16 protein-coding genes are annotated in these 20,048 nt (G+C 43.2%); all 16 read left to right on the forward strand.

Going from position 1 to position 20,048, the window contains the following annotated elements; genetic code table 11:
• Positions 1-68: 68 nt before the first annotated feature.
• On the forward strand, positions 69-1,316 hold the full coding sequence (locus AC1XUD_RS19975; protein WP_483362787.1) for a hypothetical protein: 1,248 nt from the start codon (positions 69-71) through the stop codon (positions 1,314-1,316).
• Between the two features lie 11 nt (positions 1,317-1,327).
• Positions 1,328-3,718, forward strand: coding sequence for a TonB-dependent receptor (locus AC1XUD_RS19980; RefSeq protein ID WP_483362788.1), 2,391 nt, complete (start codon positions 1,328-1,330; stop codon positions 3,716-3,718).
• Between the two features lie 7 nt (positions 3,719-3,725).
• Positions 3,726-4,673, forward strand: coding sequence for a DUF4249 domain-containing protein (locus AC1XUD_RS19985; protein WP_483362789.1), 948 nt, complete (start codon positions 3,726-3,728; stop codon positions 4,671-4,673).
• 116 nt (positions 4,674-4,789) lie between these two features.
• Positions 4,790-6,283: a CotH kinase family protein gene (locus tag AC1XUD_RS19990; RefSeq protein WP_483362790.1), complete on the forward strand. Its 1,494-nt coding sequence runs from the start codon at positions 4,790-4,792 to the stop codon at positions 6,281-6,283.
• A gap of 23 nt (positions 6,284-6,306) precedes the next feature.
• Entirely contained in the window at positions 6,307-6,789 is a 483-nt protein-coding gene (locus AC1XUD_RS19995; RefSeq protein WP_483362791.1) for a hypothetical protein, read from the forward strand.
• The gene (locus AC1XUD_RS20000; protein WP_483362792.1) at positions 6,782-7,624 is read left to right on the forward strand and encodes a polyphosphate polymerase domain-containing protein; all 843 of its coding nucleotides are present in this window, start codon (positions 6,782-6,784) and stop codon (positions 7,622-7,624) included. The genes AC1XUD_RS19995 and AC1XUD_RS20000 overlap by 8 nt, the downstream gene beginning before the upstream one ends.
• On the forward strand, positions 7,563-8,237 hold the full coding sequence (locus AC1XUD_RS20005) for a DUF4956 domain-containing protein (RefSeq protein WP_483362793.1): 675 nt from the start codon (positions 7,563-7,565) through the stop codon (positions 8,235-8,237). The genes AC1XUD_RS20000 and AC1XUD_RS20005 overlap by 62 nt, the downstream gene beginning before the upstream one ends.
• Complete coding sequence (locus AC1XUD_RS20010; RefSeq protein WP_483362794.1) at positions 8,197-8,892, forward strand: DUF2490 domain-containing protein; 696 nt, start codon at positions 8,197-8,199, stop codon at positions 8,890-8,892. Before AC1XUD_RS20005 ends, AC1XUD_RS20010 begins: the two co-directional genes overlap by 41 nt.
• Before the next feature lie 98 nt (positions 8,893-8,990).
• Positions 8,991-10,097, forward strand: coding sequence for a sensor histidine kinase (locus tag AC1XUD_RS20015; protein WP_483362795.1), 1,107 nt, complete (start codon positions 8,991-8,993; stop codon positions 10,095-10,097).
• Positions 10,090-10,806 (forward strand): LytR/AlgR family response regulator transcription factor, encoded by a 717-nt coding sequence (locus AC1XUD_RS20020; RefSeq protein ID WP_483362796.1) that lies wholly within the window; start codon positions 10,090-10,092, stop codon positions 10,804-10,806. Before AC1XUD_RS20015 ends, AC1XUD_RS20020 begins: the two co-directional genes overlap by 8 nt.
• A gap of 240 nt (positions 10,807-11,046) precedes the next feature.
• Complete coding sequence (locus tag AC1XUD_RS20025; RefSeq protein ID WP_483362797.1) at positions 11,047-11,370, forward strand: hypothetical protein; 324 nt, start codon at positions 11,047-11,049, stop codon at positions 11,368-11,370.
• 177 nt (positions 11,371-11,547) lie between these two features.
• Complete coding sequence (locus AC1XUD_RS20030; RefSeq protein ID WP_483362798.1) at positions 11,548-11,961, forward strand: MarR family winged helix-turn-helix transcriptional regulator; 414 nt, start codon at positions 11,548-11,550, stop codon at positions 11,959-11,961.
• A 62-nt stretch (positions 11,962-12,023) separates the two neighbouring features.
• On the forward strand, positions 12,024-13,379 hold the full coding sequence (locus AC1XUD_RS20035) for a TolC family protein (RefSeq protein WP_483362799.1): 1,356 nt from the start codon (positions 12,024-12,026) through the stop codon (positions 13,377-13,379).
• A 12-nt stretch (positions 13,380-13,391) separates the two neighbouring features.
• Positions 13,392-14,462 (forward strand): efflux RND transporter periplasmic adaptor subunit, encoded by a 1,071-nt coding sequence (locus AC1XUD_RS20040; protein WP_483362800.1) that lies wholly within the window; start codon positions 13,392-13,394, stop codon positions 14,460-14,462.
• Positions 14,463-14,512: 50 nt separating this feature from the next.
• A complete protein-coding gene (locus AC1XUD_RS20045; RefSeq protein WP_483362801.1) occupies positions 14,513-17,641 on the forward strand; it encodes an efflux RND transporter permease subunit in 3,129 nt (1,042 codons plus the stop codon).
• A 359-nt stretch (positions 17,642-18,000) separates the two neighbouring features.
• A complete protein-coding gene (locus AC1XUD_RS20050) occupies positions 18,001-20,010 on the forward strand; it encodes a sensor histidine kinase (RefSeq protein ID WP_483362802.1) in 2,010 nt (669 codons plus the stop codon).
• Positions 20,011-20,048 lie beyond the last annotated feature (38 nt).

A 20,048-nucleotide genomic window follows, 5' to 3' on the forward strand; every position in this document is an offset into this window, starting at 1 on the left:
TTCACTAATCGGAATTAAAAGGAAGTATCGGTAGATATTGAATTAAGCAATACTACATCCTTATTAATATGCCGCTATTTTTAGAGAAGCAACAGGTCGGAATATTTATATCTTTACTTCTTCTTTTTTCCCTTAAATCTTCTGCACAGCGTGTCTTTGTTCATACCATTGAAGGGGTAAGCCGTAGCTTCCTTTATTATTCCAATAGCACTAACAACGAATACAATAGTAACAGGCCTGTTGTAATCATTTTGCATAAAAAAAGCGAAACTGCTCGGGATGCTTTTGCTAAAGCGGCCTGGAAATCTATGAAAGAACCAGTAATCCTGATTTTTCCCAATGCTGTCGAAAATGTCTGGGATTGTAAAGACGAAGCTGCGGCCGATAAAGAGGTACGGTTTTTAAAATTCATTCTTACGGATACCTATAACAATTTCCACCATAACCGAAACCGGGTATTCATTGTAAGTGATAAAGACAATGAATGTATTGTACAAAAGTTCCGGCAGCAGTATCCCAAGGTATTAACCGATCATGAAACCTGGAAGGCCAGTATGAATGATAGTCTGACTTCACTCAGCAGCGTTCAGAATTTGCTGTCGAAAAACATTCATGCCGATTCTACATATTCACTATGGGACGATCCAGCGGTACGAAAAAAGATGGATCCGATTGATTCTCTTAAAGGATACCGGCTACATAACCGCTTGATTCTCGAGGTCAGATACGGCGGGTTCGCGATGCTGGGTTCTGTGAAGACCGGAATTAAGGATGGAACCTACGCTAAATTATACAATTCCCGCTCCTTTTTGGATATACATCTGACAAAATGGATGAATGATTCTATGGCATGGTTCATCGACATTGGAAGACTGAAAGTACCTCAAACACAGGAAATGACGGCTAGCGGTAGTATAAGAACAGGGGGTGGAATGATCATGCCTCTCACATTAGGTTTTAAATATGCGCTTCCAAGGGTCAGGGGCCGCCCTTATTTTTTACTGGGATCAGGTGTCATGCAGGTAATGGTGTTTGGGGGCAAGATGAATCCGGGTTCAATGACCTCGGGAGTCAGACCTAACCTGAATTCTGAGATGAGAATGGTATTTCATACTACCATAGGGACCGGCATTGATCTACGGGTTACAAAGCGTTTCACGGTCGGAGCCCACCTTCGGTACCTGCATTCTGCAAATTTTGAGAGTGCTGGTGAAGTCGATGCGATAAGAGGTCTGAATCTTAACTTCGGGTTAGGCTATATCATCAATGCTAACAGCCTTAAAAAGCTTCCGTTTCCCCTTAGCTATAAAAAATGAACAAGTATTATATGTCTTTTTCCCTAAGTACTTATAGTGGTATTTTACTACTTTTCATTGCAGCCGCCACTACGGCCTTTGGACAAAGCAAATTTACAATCAGCGGAACAATGAAGGACAAGTCCAACGGCGAAACTCTTATCGGGGCGAGTATCTTTGTGAAGGAAAGCCAGTCATCTGGTGCCGCTACCAACGTCTATGGCTTCTACTCCATAACTCTACCCCAGGGTAAGTATACTTTGGAATACTCCTATATAGGTTATGAAAAGATCGTAAGAGAGCTGGTGCTGACCAGCAATGTTACGGTGGATATCGAATTGCCTGCTTTGTCCAGGACTCTTGATGAAGTCAAGATCGTTGACGAAAGCCGGATATCCACTTCCCGCAACTTTGAAATGAGTGTGAATAAGCTCGATATCAAAACCATTCAAAAGCTCCCGGCGCTTATGGGCGAAGTTGATATTGTCAAGAGTCTTCAGTTTCTGCCTGGAGTCAGCCAGGTTGGTGAGGGTTCATCAGGCTTCAACGTCCGCGGAGGAAGTGTAGGGCAGAACCTTGTGTTGCTCGACGAAGCGCCGGTCTACAACTCTTCACATATGCTCGGTTTCTTTTCGGTTTTTAATCCTGACGCGGTTAAGGATGTAAAACTTTACAAGGGGGCGATCCCGGCTGAATATGGAGGACGGATCAGCTCGGTACTTGATGTCCGTTTGAAGGAGGGAAATAACAAAAAGACGGAAGTTGATGGCGGGGTTGGGTTTATTTTCAGCAGACTGGCTGTTCAGGGACCGCTGGTCAAGGATAAAGCCTCCTATCTAATAGCCGTCCGGAGATCCTATATTGACGGGCTCGCCAAGCTGCTGACCAGCAACAATTTTGGATTAAACTTTTATGATATAACTCTTAAAACGAATTACACTTTAAACCAGAAGAACCGCCTGTATCTCTCGGGTTTCTTTGGCCGTGACAATTTCGGGCTTTCGGACGATGCGAAATTCAACTGGGGCAACAAATCGGGCACGCTACGATGGAACACGGTTATCAATAGTAAGTTGTTTGCCAATGTCTCAGCGGTATTCAGTAATTACAATTACAACCTGGGTTTCAATCAGGACGAGAACAATAAGTACAGCTGGAGTTCCTCAATCAGCAATTACGTATTCAAACCTGATTTTAGCTATTTCATCAATAGTAATTCAGAAGTAAAATTCGGTCTGGAAAGTTCGTATTATCAGTTCAGTCCATCCAATACAGTGGGAACTACCAATGGAGAGACAGTTGATAGCAGCCAGCCCAAAAAATATGCTTTGGAGCTGGCCGGATACGTCAGCCACAGGCTCAAATTAGGCTCGAAGCTGGAAATGCAATATGGCCTCCGATTTTCGTCTTTTAATTATCTTGGGCCTGGCACGGCATATACTTACAACGATACCATTCCAGGCAGAAAACGAACCGCGATTGCCGAAAAACAATATAAAAGCGGGCAATCGATCGCAAAATACAGCAATCCGGAACCTCGCATCTCCGCGAAATACCAGGTTAACGACAGGACATCGGTCAAAGCAAGTTTTAGCCGCACGGCGCAGTATGTGCACTTTATTTCCAATACCAGCGCCTCCAACCCGCTTAATATCTGGACACCGAGTACCAATAACATCAAACCAGCGGTGGGCAACCAGTATACTGTAGGTTATTTCAGCGATCTTGGACGGAATGCGGATTATGAGTTCTCGGCCGAGGCCTTCTATCGCAATACGGTCAATGAGATTGACTACATCAATGGAGCTGAACTTCTGAACAATGACCGCCTGGAAGGTGATCTGCTGAGTGGTAATGGCCGGGCATATGGGTTGGAACTGTACCTCCAAAAGAAAAGGGGGCTGATTACCGGCTGGGTGAGTTATACATTGAGCCGCTCGGAACTTAGAGTTGATGGGATTAACAATGGAAAATGGTATCCCACCCGTTTCGATCAAACCCATAATCTGAAAATTGTAGCTTCCTATACCATTAATCCAAAATGGTCCACCACTGCTGATTTTGCACTGACAACCGGTACACCTACAACTTACCCAAATCAACGCTATATATCACAGGGTATTCTAATTCCTTACAATACAAATAACGCCCGTAACGACGCTCGGTTAACAGCTTATCACCGGCTTGATCTTTCGCTGAGAATGGAAGGCAAAATACTGAAAAACAATGGCCAACCAAGGAAAAACCGTGATTACTGGGTTTTCTCAGTTTATAACGTATATGGTCGTCGCAATGCATTTTCAACCTATTTTACCCAATCATCCGACCGGGTTACTGCCTATCAGCCAATACAGACTCAGGCGCACCGGGTATCTATCATAGGATCTATGGTTCCGTCCGTTTCGTACAACTTTAAATTTTAAAAAAAGCGTGGAATATAATATGATATCGACAGCCATTCAAACCTGTTTGAGATACTTTTGCTTATTCGGGACCCTGCTTTTATGGGCGTGTGACGATGAAATTGATTTACAAACTTCCTCGGCCGATCCAATACTGAATATAGATGCCTGGATTAATAACAAGCCTGAAACTCAGCATATTTATCTTACACTTACCCAGGATTATTTTGACAATAAAAACCTGCCGCCCGTTGTTTCCGGGGCTATTGTAACGGTTACCGATAACGATGGGAGGATATTTGAATTTACGGAAGACAGTAGCAACGTGAACGGAGCTTACAGCTGGCATCCTGCAAAGGGGGAGACACTTGGCGTCGTTGGGACAAGCTATACGCTAAAAGTGGTCTACAAGGGAGAAACTTATACAGCCAAATCTGTAATGAACCGTGTTCCACCGGTAGACAGTCTTACCTTATCTTATCAGGAGGGACCGGGCATGTTGGACGATATCTACCGTGCAGAATTTTGGGCAACAGATCCGATGGGCAAAGGAGATACTTACTGGATAAGGGCTTACAAAGATGGACAGTTACTTAATAAAGCAAGTGAAATTATTACGGCGTATGATGCTGGAACTTCGTCAGGCAGCGGTTTTGATGGTGTGACATTCATTTCGCCCATTAGAGTGGGGATGAATGCAGACGATGTAGATGATGACGATAGACCTGTTTCTCCTCTGGTCAACGGGGATTCGATGTATGTCGAGATTCATTCAATTAACCTGGTATCATTTAACTACCTGGCAGAGGTTATTTCTCAGGCCGATAGAATGGGCGGTATATCAGAGCTATTTACCTCTGCTCCGCTTTCCAACGTGTCAACCAACATCGTAAATTCCAATGCTAACGGATCAGCCGTGGTGGGTTTTTTTAATGTAGCTGCCGTATCCGGCAGAGGGAAGAAATTTTATTTCTAAACTGGATATTAAACCTGAATATATACAGTTTTTACTTCATTTTCTACAATCGGGCGGCACTGGCAACAAGACATGATCATACATCGTAATTGAATCTAAGCAGACAAACACCAATTATGATGAGATTCAATTTATGTTTTGGCGCATTTCTAGTGTGCCTTGCTATTTCGTGCAAAGAGCCGGATTCGGGTAGTGCTACGCCGGATTGGACCAGTGAAAGTCACGGTAATGAAACAGCTCCTGATTATGAGCAGGTCCTTCCTCAAGAGAAGGTTAACACCATTGAGATACGAATGACTTCCAGCGACTGGCAAGCCATAAGGACCGATATGCAGAGCAAATTTGGTTCTGATTTTGGAGCAGGAGGCGGACAGACGCCCGGTGGTGATTTTCCTGGAGGAGAAATACCTGTTGACACAACCGGGTTAGGACCAATGCCGGGTATGGACACGACTAATGTAAACTTTCCGGGGGGAAACGGGAATATCGGTGGAAATGGCAACTTCGGAACCGGCGATCCCAATTACGTTGCAGTATCGTTAACCTACGGCGATAAGGAATGGTATAAGGTCGGATTCCGGCTCAAAGGAAACTCAAGCCTGTCGAGCGCGTGGCGAACCGGTAATTACAAACTTCCGTTCCGCCTCGACTTTGATGAATTTGAAGACCAATACCCGGAGATCAAAAATCAGCGTTTTTACGGGTTTAACGAACTTTCGTTTTCTCCGGGTTATAACGACAACTCACTGATCAGGGAGAAGGTTGCATCGGACATTTTTCGGATGGCAGGCGTAGCATCTGCAAAAACAGCTTTTTACAAGGTATATATCGACCTTGGCGACGGCCTGAAGTATTTTGGTGTCTACACAGCGGTTGAGGTTATTGATGACACCATGGTGAAAGATCAGTTTGGCGAGGGTTCAGGAAATATTTATAAGCCGGAGTCAACCTTCAAGAGCTTTACACAGAGCGAGTTCGAAAAGAAAAATAACAAAACTCAGAACGATTACAGTGATGTGGAGAGCACTATTGCCACGCTTAACAGCAGCGAGCGAACGAGTAATCCAACAGCCTGGCGGGCAAATCTGGAGAAGACTTTTAATGCAGATTATTTTATGAAATGGCTTGCTGTCAATACAACGATGGTCAATTGGGACACTTACGGGAGTATGGCACATAATCACTATTTATATAACTTGACAGGCAAAGGGCTCACCTGGATTCCCTGGGATAACAATGAAGCTATGAGCAGCAGAGGCACCGGCGGCAACGGGGGAGGAATAGGAGGTGTGGGACAGGGCCTGTCGTTATCCTTGTCGGAGGTGAACAGCAGCTGGCCGCTCATCAGGTACATGATGGACGATGCCGTTTATCAGCAAAGTTATAAGGAATATGTGCGCGCATTTAACGATGAGGTGTTTACCTATTCGAAAATGTCAGAGTTGTTTGACCGCTACTCGAATTTGATCTCTCCGTATGTGATAGGACCCGATGCGGTAGAACAAACCAATTACAGTTATACTACTGCAACGGCTTTTAAACAGGAACTCACTACCCTTAAAGAGCACGTTTCCAAACGTAACGAGGCCGTAAAGACTTACCTCAAGTAATTTTAAACATAAACGTGCGAAAGATGAAATATCTGCTGTTGGTTTTAACCCTCGCAAGTGTCACTTTGTGTGCCGCTCAGAAGAAAAAGGAAGTGAAAAAGTATAACATTGCTGCCACGACCATCACAATTACGGATTACACCGGAGAAAAGGAGATTGTACGCAATGACTCTCACCAAAAATTTGATAAACATGGAAATACGGTCGAGGAGATCAAATATGATAAGTCCGGGAAGATAAAGGAAAAAATAATAAGCAAATTCAATCAGTTTGAAGATAAGTCCGAGGAGATTGTCGTAGATGCCGACAACAAGCTTCTTCGAAAAGAAACTTATCAGTTTAACGAGCTAGGCGAAAGAATAGGTGAAATGCGGTACGACGGAAAACTTGCACTGGTTAGCAAGTCTACGTATATACTGGATCGTAGGGGATTGAAAAAAGAAAAGAAAACATTCGACCCTTCCGGAAAACTCATCCTGGTTAAAAAGTATCGCTACAATGACTGAATTATTGATACATGATATCAGGAAGAAAGTTGAAGACCTGCCGCCGGTTACGCTGGCTGAAATGGAGAACGTCAGGCTGATGGATAGGATTGATTCAAAGTTTGTAATCCCTGCGGCGCGACTGCCCCGAATACTTGGCAGCTTAAAGGAAAATTACCGGGTAGTTGAGATTGACCAGCTCAGAATTTGCCAGTATCAAACGCTCTATTATGACACTCCCGACTTGATGCTTTATAAGGAACATCTTGGAGGCAGGCTCAACCGGTATAAGGTCAGGCAGCGAAGCTATGTGGAGTCAGGATTATCTTTTACCGAAGTCAAATTCAAAAATAACAAAGGGCGTACGATCAAAAATCGGATCCGGATCAAATCAAAGGGGAGGATATCTGATCTGCCCAGTATCGACCTGGAAAGCAATTGTTTTTTAAGCGGTGTTCTTCCTTTCGATCCTGGCGCTCTGAGGGCTGTGCTACGCGTGGATTACCAAAGAATTACATTGGTTAATCACAAAGGGACTGAGCGGGTCACCCTTGACCTGAACCTTTGTTTTCACAACCAATTCGTGTGTAGTGCATATTCTCAGGTTGTCGTTGCAGAGGTAAAACAAGATAGGAACTGCCCTTCGCCATTTCTTGATTTGATGAAAAATGAGCAATTCAAGAAAGGCTCTTTAAGCAAATATTGTATCGGTATCATCAGTTTATATCCTCAAATTCGATACAATCGGTTCAAAAGAAGATTCAATGATTTTTACAAGCTGAATAAAACAAGTTATGGACATACTCCAGCAAATACTTTCTCAGGACGCACTTCCGGGGTTCCAATGGTTCGATAAACTTTCTGCCAAATTTTTTCTCAGGCTCGGAACCGACCTGCTGACAATTTTTGTACTGATACGTGTCATCTATTACAGAATTTATCGAAAGGCGGATCTCTTCCTCACGTTTTTTGCTTTCAATCTGATTATTTTCCTGATCACCTATCTGCTTAATAAAGTCCAGATGTCGATAGGTGCTGCTTTCGGGCTATTCGCAGTATTTTCAATGCTGAGATACAGAACCGAGGGATTGTCGGCGAAGGACATGACCTATCTCTTTGTGGTGATTTCAGTGGGGCTTATCGCTGCGATTATCAAAGGTGGCTGGGATGAGATCGCCCTCATAAATTCCATGATTTTATTTTGTATATACCTTTTGGAAAGTAATTGGCTCATTAAAAGGGAATATGCCAAGACCGTATTTTACGACCGCATCGAATTGATTATGCCAGACAAGCGACCGGATTTAATTCGCGACCTGACTGCAAGGACCGGACTTGTAATCCACAGGGTCGAGATCAAAGACCTCGACTTTCTTAAAGATTCGGCACAAATTACCATTTACTACCACCAGAGTGAACCCATCAGCTATGTTGAAACTACGCAGCAGGAAACAGTACTTGCCTCATAAATTTTTCTTAATTGTCCTCTTCACAGTTGGCATACACAGCTTTAACTATGCACAGGCTCCCGAAATGGGATTGTGGACGGGAATCAATCTTGAGAAAAATATAACGCGTTCATTTTCTATTCATATGAATGCTCAGGTACGTTATAGAGATAATCTGGCTGTCAGAAGTGCATTACTGGGGGAGCTCGGATTGTCGTATAAGATCAGTAAGAGATGGGAGATTACTGGTTATTACCGGAACATTTCCCGGAGGAAATGGAATGACGAATTTTACAAATATACTTACCAACCTTTTCATCGGTTCTACGCAGATTTGTCATATGACCAGAAATGGTGGAAGGTTAAGTTTGACTACCGGTTAAGATACCAAAACCAGTTTAAGGACGATAGTGACGGTGAGGGGCAGGACAAAAGCTATGTCCGAAATAAGCTTGAAATTTCATACCCCAACCATAGCAGGTTTAAGCCATACCTGTCAGCGGATCTTTTTTATAGAACAGGAACAGGTTTTGATCAGATTCGCAACAAAGCAGGCGTCGAAGTGGAGATTACCAAAAGACAATCCGTTGATTTATATGGTTTTACAGACTATCAGTTGATTGGTATTCAAGAGAACAGGTTCAACTTTGGAGTAATTTATCGGGTGAAGTTTTGAAATTTATTCATTTGAGAGCTATATCCCTGCTTTTGCAACGCTAGGGTCTAATTATCAGTATACACAAGAGAACAACTTCGATTATAGCCAAACTACCCATGCTAAAACTTATCCGGCCAAATTATCTTTTAAATTATCGGTTTTGGCTGCATGTAACCGGATGGCTTGTGTTTTTTGCTTCTCCTTTGATCTTGCCAATTCCAATTTTCAAACAACTTCCCCAATATTATGTCAGTTACCTGCTCATCGCCAGGACCGTTATCAATGTGCTCCTGATTGGCGTATTTTATCTGAACCTCTATCATTTAACACCCCGATTATTATCAACAAAAAACTTATTTGGGTTCTTTTCATATCTGATATTGTTGTTCCTAGCGGTGATATTATTGGATCATTTGTTGCTTCAGGCGATCAGAGCTGATCTACAGGTGTACTTTGCGAAAACGGAGACCTATGATCCCTTTTTAAAGGAATTGTCAGGAAATGGTCTTCCAAATCCACGACAGATTTTGGCAAATCTGATACTATTTGCACTGATTGTGCTTTCCAGCTCATTATGGGCCGTTTTAACAGACAGATTGCGTCAACAACAATTCAGTCAGCAAATACTTTATGAAAAAACCAGTGCTGAATTGGCCGTTCTCCGTCTTCAGATCAGCCCACATTTCCTTTTTAATACGCTCAACAATATTCGCTGGCTTACCCGAATTAAGTCCGACCTGGCTGAGACTTCGGTGATGGAACTGTCTGAGATTCTGAGGTATATGCTCTACCAGGTTTCCCTTCATAAAGTGGACCTGACCGATGAGGTAACTTATCTTAACAGGTATGTTAATTTACAAAAACTAAGGATTCATCAGGATGCGGAGGTCGACTTTACCTGCAGCGGTTACTACCAGGGTGTTAAAATTGAACCGCTGCTCTTGATGCCTTTTGTTGAGAATGCGTTCAAGTTTGGTGTCCATTCTGACCTGCCTTCCCGAATATCAATCTATCTCATAGTGAAAGGTTGTGAATTGTTATTTACATGTGTAAATCAGTGTTTCGACTTAACGAACGATGAGCAGGTACCGGGCACGGGGCAGGGATTGCCGAATGTAAGGAAGAGACTTGAACTTCACTATCCCGGAACACATACTTTAACGATCAATCAAGATCAAAATATGTTTAGTGTCGTCCTTAAACTAAGCCTGACGCATGGATAAGTTGAAATGTTTAGCGGTAGATGATGAGCCGTTTGCCCTGGAGATTTTGTCAGATGACATTCGCAAAATTGGTACTTTGAATTTGGTTAAGACCTGTCGAAGTGCTGCTGATGCAAGAAGAGTAATGGATTATGTAGATTTTGACTTGATTTTTCTGGACATACATATGCCAGGACTTTCAGGTCTGCAGTTGCTTTCTCAGATGCAAAACCCTCCGATGGTCATTCTTACGACGGCCTTCGAACAATACGCTGTGAAGGCCTTTGAGCTAAATGTCGTTGATTATTTATTAAAGCCGATTTCGTTCGAAAGGCTCGTTTCAGCGACCGGGAAAGCACTTTCGATGCATCAGTTGAGAGTGACCGCCAGAGAGACAACTGATGAGCAGGGGGCACTGTATATCAAGTCAGAATATCGGACAATCAAGATCTTGTATGCTGACATTCTTTATATTGAGGGCATGAAAGACTATGTCAAAATATTCACCAATTCAAGATGCAATCCGCTGCTAACCCGAATGAATGTGAAAGGTATCTACGCGCTTTTACCACCTGATCTTTTTTGCAGGGTTCATCAGTCTTACATTGTGTCTGTTGAAAAAATAGAAGCATACCAAAAAAGAAAAATATGGGTGGCTCAAAAGGAGATACCTGTAGGAAACCAGTTTTACGATGGCTTTAAGACTATTTATGAGTTGCAAAAAGCATAATGGTGCAGGTTGGGAGTTGTCTGACATTGAACGGCGACAAGATCTTGGAAAGTCCAAAGGACTGAGATTATTATAGCTGAATATGCCTAACAGAAAACAGAATCGCGAAGCGGTGACAAGACCTTATTCCGAATCTATGATATTTAATCTGCAGCTTTTCATGATGCCACCAGCGCAAGTTTTTTTCCGAACGCAACTTAAGCTGAGGTCGGGGATAACAAACAAACATTGGGCTGTTCCGTGGATCAGAATTTACAGATCAAGACGCTTTTTATCATGGAAGTAAAAATATCGTTAAGTACTTATGCGCTGTCAAAGTATCTTACGACCGTGTCAAAAAACGAACATGGAAACTACCGGATAATGTTGGATAATAACAGATTACGAATAAATGGGCAGGGAAATGGTATTCACTTCTGGCATATCGGAGACCATTTGACAGCATCGACAGTTGTTCCTGAGTCGACTATAAAAATTTTGAAAATCATCATAGACTCAATTTCTGACAGAATAATAGTTCTTTCGATCGGAGACGGGATTCGTATTACAGGACTAGATTTATAAATGCTCAAGATGATCAAAACTTAAATGATGGGTTGCATATTAGCTTGGTTTCAATTCGTGCCCTATTGTTTAAAGCGGGTGACACCGATAAAAAATAATATACTCAAATTAAGATAGTTGACTTTGTCAACATTATTTATACCTTTGTATGTGCAACGAACCACATACCAGATAGGGATGAACATAGGTCTTAAAATGGGAGAATTGATTAAGTCGATCGGCAAGCGCATTGATGAGGCGTTAAGTGGTGAAGAATCTGCCTTGTCGATGGAATATTTTTTTCTGCTGAACATATTATACGGACGGGAGGATGTAATTCAGCATGATCTGGCAAACATTATGAAAAAGGACAAATCCGGCGTGCTGCGGCAAATTGATGTTCTCGAAAAACTGAAATTGGTCGTACGGGTGCCTGACAATGAGGACAGAAGAAGAAAAGCGATTGTACTTACCCCGGCTGGTTTGAAAAAAGTCGAGACATTCAGGCAGATCGAGGCTGATATTTTTAATGGTTTGCTGGAGGGTATTTCGCAGAAGGATCTCGAAGTTTTTGATTCGGTATTGAATAAAATGAAAGCAAAAACCGAATAATTTTTTTTGTCTGAATAATTGATAAAATCAACTTTCTTGTTAGTCAACTAAAAAAATAATATATGAAGTTTTATTTAATGGGAAAATGCATGGTGATTGCATTAGCCTTTGTCCTCCTTTCACGACAGGCCAGGTCCCAGGACCAGCCGTTATCGCTTAAGGGTTGTATCCAATATACATTACGGAACCATCCCAGTACGGCAATTTACCAGAATGCTGCGCAGTCGGCTGCAGAAAAGGTTAGGGAAAGCAAGGCTGCATTTTTGCCGTCAGTTTCGGGCAGCATTGGCCTGGATTACAATCTGAAACTCCAGACAAACGTGATTCCGGCAGGAAGCTTCTCTCCCACGGAGACCAAACTGCAGCTTGGAAATAAGTTTAGTAACTCGGCATCCCTACAGGCAGATCAAAGCATATTTGATAAAAGTGCTTCAATTGGAATAAAGACCTCTAAGGTGAACAGAGAAGTAGCCGATCTGACGGTATCTAAGGAAAACGAAACGCTAGTTTATAACACGGCTTCCTCCTATTATCAGGCGCTGACGTATAAGGAGAAGGGTAGGTTGCTTAAAGAGAGTGAAAAGCAGTATGAGACGATGGTCGGTATTCTTAAACTCAGGTACGAACAAGGTGTAGTAAAGAAGAGTGAGTATGATCGCGCCCGGGTCAATTACAACAATGTGCAGTCGGAAATAATGGCGAACAGAAACGCTTACGAGTTGGCCATAAATAAATTGAAAAACAATATGGGTATTGACCTCGAGACGTCCATAACGATCGGCGACAGCGTTAGTAGTATCGATGTGAGCGAGGTGTACCTACCCAAAGGCAGTGGCTTCGACGGAAACAATTTAGTCGATTTTCAGATCGACCAGAAAAATCTTGAATTGAAAAATCTGGATGTTTTTCAAAAGAAGGCGGCCTTCCTGCCGACGTTTTCTGTATACGCGAAGTATGGAGGTACGGCATTCGGTACCGAATTTGTTCCTTCGCTCACTCATTGGTATGACTACTCGGTGATCGGAGTGAAAGCTACCATACCGCTCTTTAGCGGTTTTAAAAAGCAAAGTCAACTGGCTCAGAGCCAGTTCAGTTTCAAGTCTCAGCAGCTCACCAACAAATTGAATCTGCAGACTTATAAACTTAATGTGGAAAATGCCGCTACCGATGTTGCGAGCACATACATCAATCTAAAAAAGAATAAAGAAAACCTGATGCTTGCCAAGGAAATGATGGAGGCCTCAACGGTGGAATACGGGGAAGGCACGACCACATTATCTTCCCTGCTCGACGCTGATTATTCCTATAAGGAGGCAAGGACCAACTACACTACCACGCTGCTCGATTACCTTAACGCCCAGTTGAGCTACTATAAGAGTACCGGTACTATCTCGCAATTTGTAAACCAACTTAAATAACACTATCATCCAATGAAATCAAAAAGAATCATAACCATCTTAGTCATTGCATTGATACCGATAGCCATCACTATCGGATTGATGGCTAATAAAAACAAGCTGGAAGATGCCAAAAAGCCGGTCGACAGAAGCAATATAGCCATTAAAGTAACCGTAGATACAGTTACGTCGAAAACGATGAACGGCTCTGTTATGCAGCCTGCTACCCTGATCAGCGATGACGACGCAAGTATATCTGCGGAAACCGCCGGAAAGATCAGCAGCCTTAACTTACAGTTGGGCACATATGTAAGAAAAGGTCAGGTGGTCGGGCACATCGACGTTACTGAGAGCCAGCAAAAACTGGAAGCAGCTGAGCTGTCCATTACCAAACTTACTTCCGATTACGAAAGAAATAAAGTGCTCCTGGCGGGCAACGCCACCAATGCCAATGCGGTAACGGATGCAAAATATGAACTGGATGCAAAGAAGCTGGAAGCAGCCCAACTACGTACACAAATAAGCAGGGCGAGTATCATAGCCCCGGCGAATGGGGTGATTACCGAAAGACAAAAGAAAGCCGGCGAGTATGTTACGACCGGTTCAACTTTGGCGACTATAACCAACGTCGATAACTTAAAGGCCAATGTAAGTGTACCAGAAAGCCAGATCTTGAATATAAAGAAAGGGCAGAAGGCCAACATCACGTCAGCGTCTTATTCCGGTGCCCTTTTTACGGGTATAGTGGAATATATAAGCCCCAAGGGTGACGAGAATCACAACTATACCGTCCAGCTCTCCATAGCTAACACTGGTTCGCTGCAATTAAAAGCCGGGCTATATGTGAACGTTGAATTTACAGGTCAGGCGACAAAGCAATCATCCATTATGATTAATAAAAACGCATTGACAGAAGGTGTGAAAAACCCGGTTGTTTTTGTCTTTAAAAATGGCGCGGTTGAAAAAAGGAGTCTGGTTACAGGTGTTGAGCAAGGCGATTACATAGAAGTAAAGAGGGGCTTGTCTGTTGGTGAATTGGTGGTAACCAATGGCCAGATCAATTTATCAGACGGCAGCAAAGCGCAAATTATACAGGTAAAGTAAGTCGGAAGGCCGGGTTGTGTTATTGTATATCATAAAAGAAATTAGAAAAAATGAGTATCACAGAATTAAGCATAAAACGTCCGTTACTGATAACGGTAATATTTGTAACGCTCATCTTGTTTGGCATTATCAGCTACAATTCCCTTAGCCTGAACCTGCTTCCCAAGTTTACGACCAATATGGTTTCGGTCAATACCACTTACAGAGGCGCGTCGCCAGAGGAAGTGCTTACCAGCGTTACGAAACCATTGGAAGACGCCCTTTCTTCCGTTGAAGGCGTTGATGCCATCAGTTCCAGCTCTCAGGAAGGTTCGTCATCCATTTCGCTGGAATTAACCAACAGTGTGAGTACAAGCGACGCGCAGCTGGATGCGGAAAGAAAAATAAACCAGATACTGGCCACACTGCCAGAAGCCGTTGACGACCCGGTAGTAAGCCGAATGAGCTCAGACGATGATCCCATATTGAAATTAAGTATCAGTTCCGACATGAGCGATACGGAACTGTATGACTTTATCGATAATGAAATAAAACCATTACTTACGAATGTACCCGGCGTATCCGATGTAACCGTGATCGGTGGCACACAAAGGCAAATCAATATTGAAATAGATAATGATAAACTGAAAGCATATAATCTGTCGTTGCTCGACGTAAACTCTGTTGTAAGTACCAGTGGTGCCTCATTTCCGTCCGGTAAAATTCAAAGTGAAAACAACCGTTATTCACTCGATTTGAATGCAAAGATTCAAACCGTGGAGCAGTTGAGAGCTATAGTTTTACGTCAGAACGATGATGGAAGCAGGGTTTTATTGAAAGATGTAGCTTCTATTACCGATGGAAAAGAAACGGTAACGCAATTAAACCGGCTGAACAGCGAGCCTGCTATCGGTATCGAAATAAAAAAGCAAACAGAAGCCAATACCGTGGAGGTAAGCAAGCTGGCTAAAGAGCGTCTGGAGGAACTTAAAAAGGACTATGCCGCCGATAATTTCGATTATCATATCGCTTCCGACCAGTCCATATATACACAGGCTTCCGCAGATGCGGTGGTTCACGATTTGGTGCTCGCCATTATCATCGTGGCATTTGTGATGTTGTTCTTTTTACACAGCGTCCGCAGTTCAACATTCGTATTGGTGGCATTGCCCTCGGCGATGATACCCACTTTTATATTGATGTGGGTATTTGATTTTTCGCTGAATATGATGACGCTGATGAGCCTTTCACTGGTAGTAGGTGTATTGGTAGATGACAGCATCGTGATCCTCGAGAACATTTTCCGCCACATGGAAATGGGAAAAGATAAGCGTACCGCTGCGTTGGAAGGCCGCAATGAAATAGGCTTTACCGCTGTGGCCATTACGCTGGTAGACGTTGTTGTTTTTTTACCGCTTGGATTCGTTGGCGGCATGATTGGCAATATTGTGAAAGAATATGCACTTGTAGTGGTATTTTCTACGATGATGAGTTTGTTTGTGGCTTTTACACTTACGCCCTTGTTAGCATCCCGCTGGGCGAAACTTCCGCATTTGAGCACGACTTCCTTATGGGGAAAGACCAATCGCTGGTTCGAATCGCTGATCGACGATTTCCGTGAGTTTTATTCAAACATTCTGAAATGGTCATTGAATCATAGACGATATGTGATTATTGCGATTTTCTTGATGATTATCGGTTCTGTTGCATTAATTCCTGCCGGCTTTGTGGGTACCGAATTTATACCGCAGTCTGACCGTGGTGAACTGAACATACAAATTGATCTGGCGGGTAATACGCCTTTAAAAGAAACAAATTCAAAGGTTGCACAGATAGAAAGCATCATACTCAAACACCCTGAGGTGGTAAATGTATTTTCAAAAGTAGGCACGCAAAGCGGTGCCGGAATGGGAGCAAACGCATCATCCAACAGCAATCTTGCGGAAATTTCCATCCAGCTTACGGATGTAAACGAACGTTCGGTAAGTACTGTAAATTTTGGAAGGCAGGTAAGAGATGAAATCATGCAGATACCTGGTGTGAAGCCCACCATAAAAACAGTGGGCATGACAGGCAATGCAAGTTTCGATATTCAGATGGACGTTCGCGGCGTGAACAGGGATTCCATCATGAAGGCGGCGGCTATTGTTAAAGGTATTTTTGAAAAAACACCCGGTACCGACTATGTGCAGTACAGCAGCAAGGAAGCCAAACCTCAGGTTTCTATCATGCTGGACCACGACAAAATGGCCAACTACGCCGTGACGGTAGGCGATGTAGGCAGTGCCGTGCAATATGCATTCAGTGGGAATGACAACGCCAAATTCAGGGATGATGGAGAAGAATATGCGATCAACCTGCAACTAGATGGTTCCAATACCAAGTCCATTGAAGATGTAAGAAGATTCAATGTGAAAAATTCACGTGGAGCAAGCATTCCGCTGGAAGCGATTGCCACTATTACCGAAACATCGAGCCAATCAGTACTCGAAAGAAAAGATCGGCTCAACTCGGTTACTATCAATGCCATTGCGGTAGGCCGCCCTTCAGGCAGTATTTCGGATGATATCAAAAAGGAGCTTGAAAAAGTGAATTTTCCCGCAGGTACGGCGGTGGTACAGGCCGGGTTCGGGAAGAACCAGAGCGAGGCATTCAGCAGCCTGTTTATGGCGGTCGGTATTGGCATATTGCTGATATATCTTATTATGGTGGCATTGTATGAGAGTATTGTATACCCTTTTGTGGTATTATTCTCCTTACCTGTTGCTATTATCGGCGCCATATTGGCATTGGCGCTTACCTTACATACTATCAACCTGTTCTCCATATTAGGTATTATTATGCTTTTAGGGCTGGTAGCCAAAAATGCCATCCTTATTGTGGACTTTACCAATCAAGAAAAAGAGAAGGGCAGGTCTGTAAAAGATGCGCTGGTTGAAGCAGGACGGGAGAGATTACGCCCAATTTTGATGACAACTCTTGCCATGATTCTGGGCATGCTGCCAATGGCACTTTCGTCGGATGCGGGTTCCGAAACCAAGAACGGAATGGCCTGGGTAATTATCGGAGGCTTAACAAGTTCGATGATCTTCACGCTGGTATTTGTGCCCGTCATGTACACCATCATTGAAGGATGGAAGAATCGTTTTAATGGAATTTTTCTTGAAAAGAACAAGCTTGTTGAAAATCCGATTCTGTAGGCTTTTATAATGATTGTCGCCATTTGTTGTTTTCGTTCGTTGGTACACAGTTCTGCATTTCGCATCTTGCTGGTACTGATATGGATGAGTTGGAATTGCTCTCTATCGTGCCAGATTTCGACTGGAAACCAGGGAACGACTATATTTTGCAAACCCGCGTTCCGGGGCGACGTTTCTTTGTCCTTGCGTTGGTAAGGGGTGTTAGCTGGTTAGTAAATTAGGTTGGCTGAAAGTAATTTTTATCATACGACAAGCACGGGTAATTCACCATATTAGAAGTGATTCCTAATAATTTTCCGGCTACAACGGCCTCTCAATCGCTTTTGGTGACTATCTTTCTGCTTGTCTGTTAAATTGATATGAATAAATTACTTTCGCGGGTAATCGCTTTGATGCTATTGTTCATTTGCTTTCCGAGGGTAGCGCTGACGCAGCAAGATACACTCAGAATCACAGGTTCGTCGTATTTTGATGAACAGCGGACTTTACTGCTCTGTAGATATATTTCTGCCAGACTTAAGATCCCGGTCAAATATGAGAATATACCTTCAACGAAACGAATGCACGAATTGCTTCGGGAGGGAAAGGTAGATCTGGCTATGATGAATACGTTCCAGTATGTTTTTGCCAAGAGCGACCATATCACGAATATCGAGCCCTTCGTAATTTTAGGTGATAGCAGCGGGAAAGCTAAAACATACAGAAGCTGTCTGATTGTCAGACCTTCCAGCCCATATCGCGATCTTTATGATATCATAAATGAAGCGGGTAAAGTGAAGATAGATTTCGCATATGTCGCTTCTACTTCGGGACACATTGTTCCGAGGATGCAGTTGGCTACAATGGGAGTACAATATCCGGAAGCTCAATTTGAAGGCGTCAATTTTTCGGGTGGGCATCTTGCTGCTATCCGTTCTGTGATCGAAAAGCGGGCCGACGCGGCGTTTGTTTCCTATGATGATTTAATCAATTATCAAACGAGCGGCGAATTGTCAAAGAATGCAGTAAAGATTATCTGGACTTCGTACCCGATCATGCAAAGTCCGGTGGTGATTCGTCGAGATTTACCCGACAATTTGAAACAACATTTAAGGAGTTTATTTCTCAGTCTGAATCGTGAAGATCCTGCGATATGGCACCATGTTCAGGAGAACTGGGGTGCGGTCAATCCGGCTCGGTTTGTCGATGCATCTGACGCGGATTTTGTTTCTGTTCAGGAGGCTGCTAACAAGGTAGGTAAACTGGTTTATTTCCTGAACTACTATGAGGAGCGTCTGGCGCAGCAATCGCTGGAACTGGAAAAAGGCGATGGGCTGATCGACGGTCAGCGTTCTAAAATTCAACAGCAAAAAGAGATATTGGACAAGCAAATTATCCAGATAAAAACTCAGACGTTATCGCTATATCTATTAGGATTGTTAGTAATCGGCATCATTGTGATTATTACCCTTGTAGTGCGTGCAAGCCGTTCCAAACAGCGAATGAACGAGGAGTTAATTGGGAAGAATCACCAGCTTGAGCGCGCACTTTCAGACTTAAAGCTCGCACAGGATACCTTGATCCACTCGGAGAAAATGGCCTCCCTTGGTCTGCTAACAGCGGGCATTGCGCACGAAATTAACAACCCTGTTAATTTCATTTTTACGGGCATCAATGGTCTGGAGAAAAACATAAAAGCCCTCATGGCGGTGATGACTGAGATGGAGAAAATGGAAGATTCGTCCATTGATAAGGCCAGTCTTCTGGATAGCGTTGCGTTAGTCAAGAAAAATAACCGCTACGAAATTGTAAAAGCCAGTTTGGGAGAGTTTATAGATGGAATCAGGCTTGGCGCTAAACGAACGGCTGATATCGTCAGTGGCTTACGCAATTTCGCCCGCACTGATGAATCGGAACGTACCCGGGCCCATATCCATGACTGTCTAGATTCCACGTTGCTCTTACTGCAATTCAAATTCAAGGACTCCGATATACGACTTATAAAGAAATATGATGATCAAGTTCCGGAAATGGCTTGTTATCCAGGACCGTTGAATCAGGTTTTCATGAATTTGATTACAAACGCTATTCAGGCCATCGAAGCGAAAACGGATGAGACGGAAGGGTATATCGAAGTTAAAACAAGACAGCACGGAGCGGCGGTTGAGATCACAATTAGTGACAACGGTATAGGAATTGCTCAAAGCATTCTGGACAAAATTTTCGATCCATTTTTTACCACCAAGCAGGTGGGGGAGGGTACCGGGCTCGGCTTGTCTATCACTTACGGAATTATCCGAAAACATGATGGGTCCATCGAGGTAGAAAGTAAATCTGGACGCGGGACCACATTTTTTATCAGTCTGCCAACAAATTTAACACTGGCTTAACTAATATACGTATTTTAGGAGCTAAGTTTAATATTTAT

The organism is Dyadobacter sp. HNCC25DJ184 (genome assembly GCF_056895215.1).

What these genes read in the sequence shown, in the direction of transcription:
- AC1XUD_RS19975 (WP_483362787.1), top strand. Translation starts at nt 69, where the DNA reads ATGCCGCTATTTTTAGAGAAGCAACAGGTCGGAATATTTATATCTTTA.
- AC1XUD_RS19980 (WP_483362788.1), top strand. Translation starts at nt 1,328, where the DNA reads ATGTCTTTTTCCCTAAGTACTTATAGTGGTATTTTACTACTTTTCATT.
- AC1XUD_RS19990 (WP_483362790.1), top strand. Translation starts at nt 4,790, where the DNA reads ATGATGAGATTCAATTTATGTTTTGGCGCATTTCTAGTGTGCCTTGCT.
- AC1XUD_RS19995 (WP_483362791.1), top strand. Translation starts at nt 6,307, where the DNA reads ATGAAATATCTGCTGTTGGTTTTAACCCTCGCAAGTGTCACTTTGTGT.
- AC1XUD_RS20000 (WP_483362792.1), top strand. Translation starts at nt 6,782, where the DNA reads ATGACTGAATTATTGATACATGATATCAGGAAGAAAGTTGAAGACCTG.
- AC1XUD_RS20005 (WP_483362793.1), top strand. Translation starts at nt 7,563, where the DNA reads ATGGACATACTCCAGCAAATACTTTCTCAGGACGCACTTCCGGGGTTC.
- AC1XUD_RS20010 (WP_483362794.1), top strand. Translation starts at nt 8,197, where the DNA reads ATGTTGAAACTACGCAGCAGGAAACAGTACTTGCCTCATAAATTTTTC.
- AC1XUD_RS20015 (WP_483362795.1), top strand. Translation starts at nt 8,991, where the DNA reads ATGCTAAAACTTATCCGGCCAAATTATCTTTTAAATTATCGGTTTTGG.
- AC1XUD_RS20020 (WP_483362796.1), top strand. Translation starts at nt 10,090, where the DNA reads ATGGATAAGTTGAAATGTTTAGCGGTAGATGATGAGCCGTTTGCCCTG.
- AC1XUD_RS20030 (WP_483362798.1), top strand. Translation starts at nt 11,548, where the DNA reads ATGAACATAGGTCTTAAAATGGGAGAATTGATTAAGTCGATCGGCAAG.
- AC1XUD_RS20035 (WP_483362799.1), top strand. Translation starts at nt 12,024, where the DNA reads ATGAAGTTTTATTTAATGGGAAAATGCATGGTGATTGCATTAGCCTTT.
- AC1XUD_RS20040 (WP_483362800.1), top strand. Translation starts at nt 13,392, where the DNA reads ATGAAATCAAAAAGAATCATAACCATCTTAGTCATTGCATTGATACCG.
- AC1XUD_RS20045 (WP_483362801.1), top strand. Translation starts at nt 14,513, where the DNA reads ATGAGTATCACAGAATTAAGCATAAAACGTCCGTTACTGATAACGGTA.
- AC1XUD_RS20050 (WP_483362802.1), top strand. Translation starts at nt 18,001, where the DNA reads ATGAATAAATTACTTTCGCGGGTAATCGCTTTGATGCTATTGTTCATT.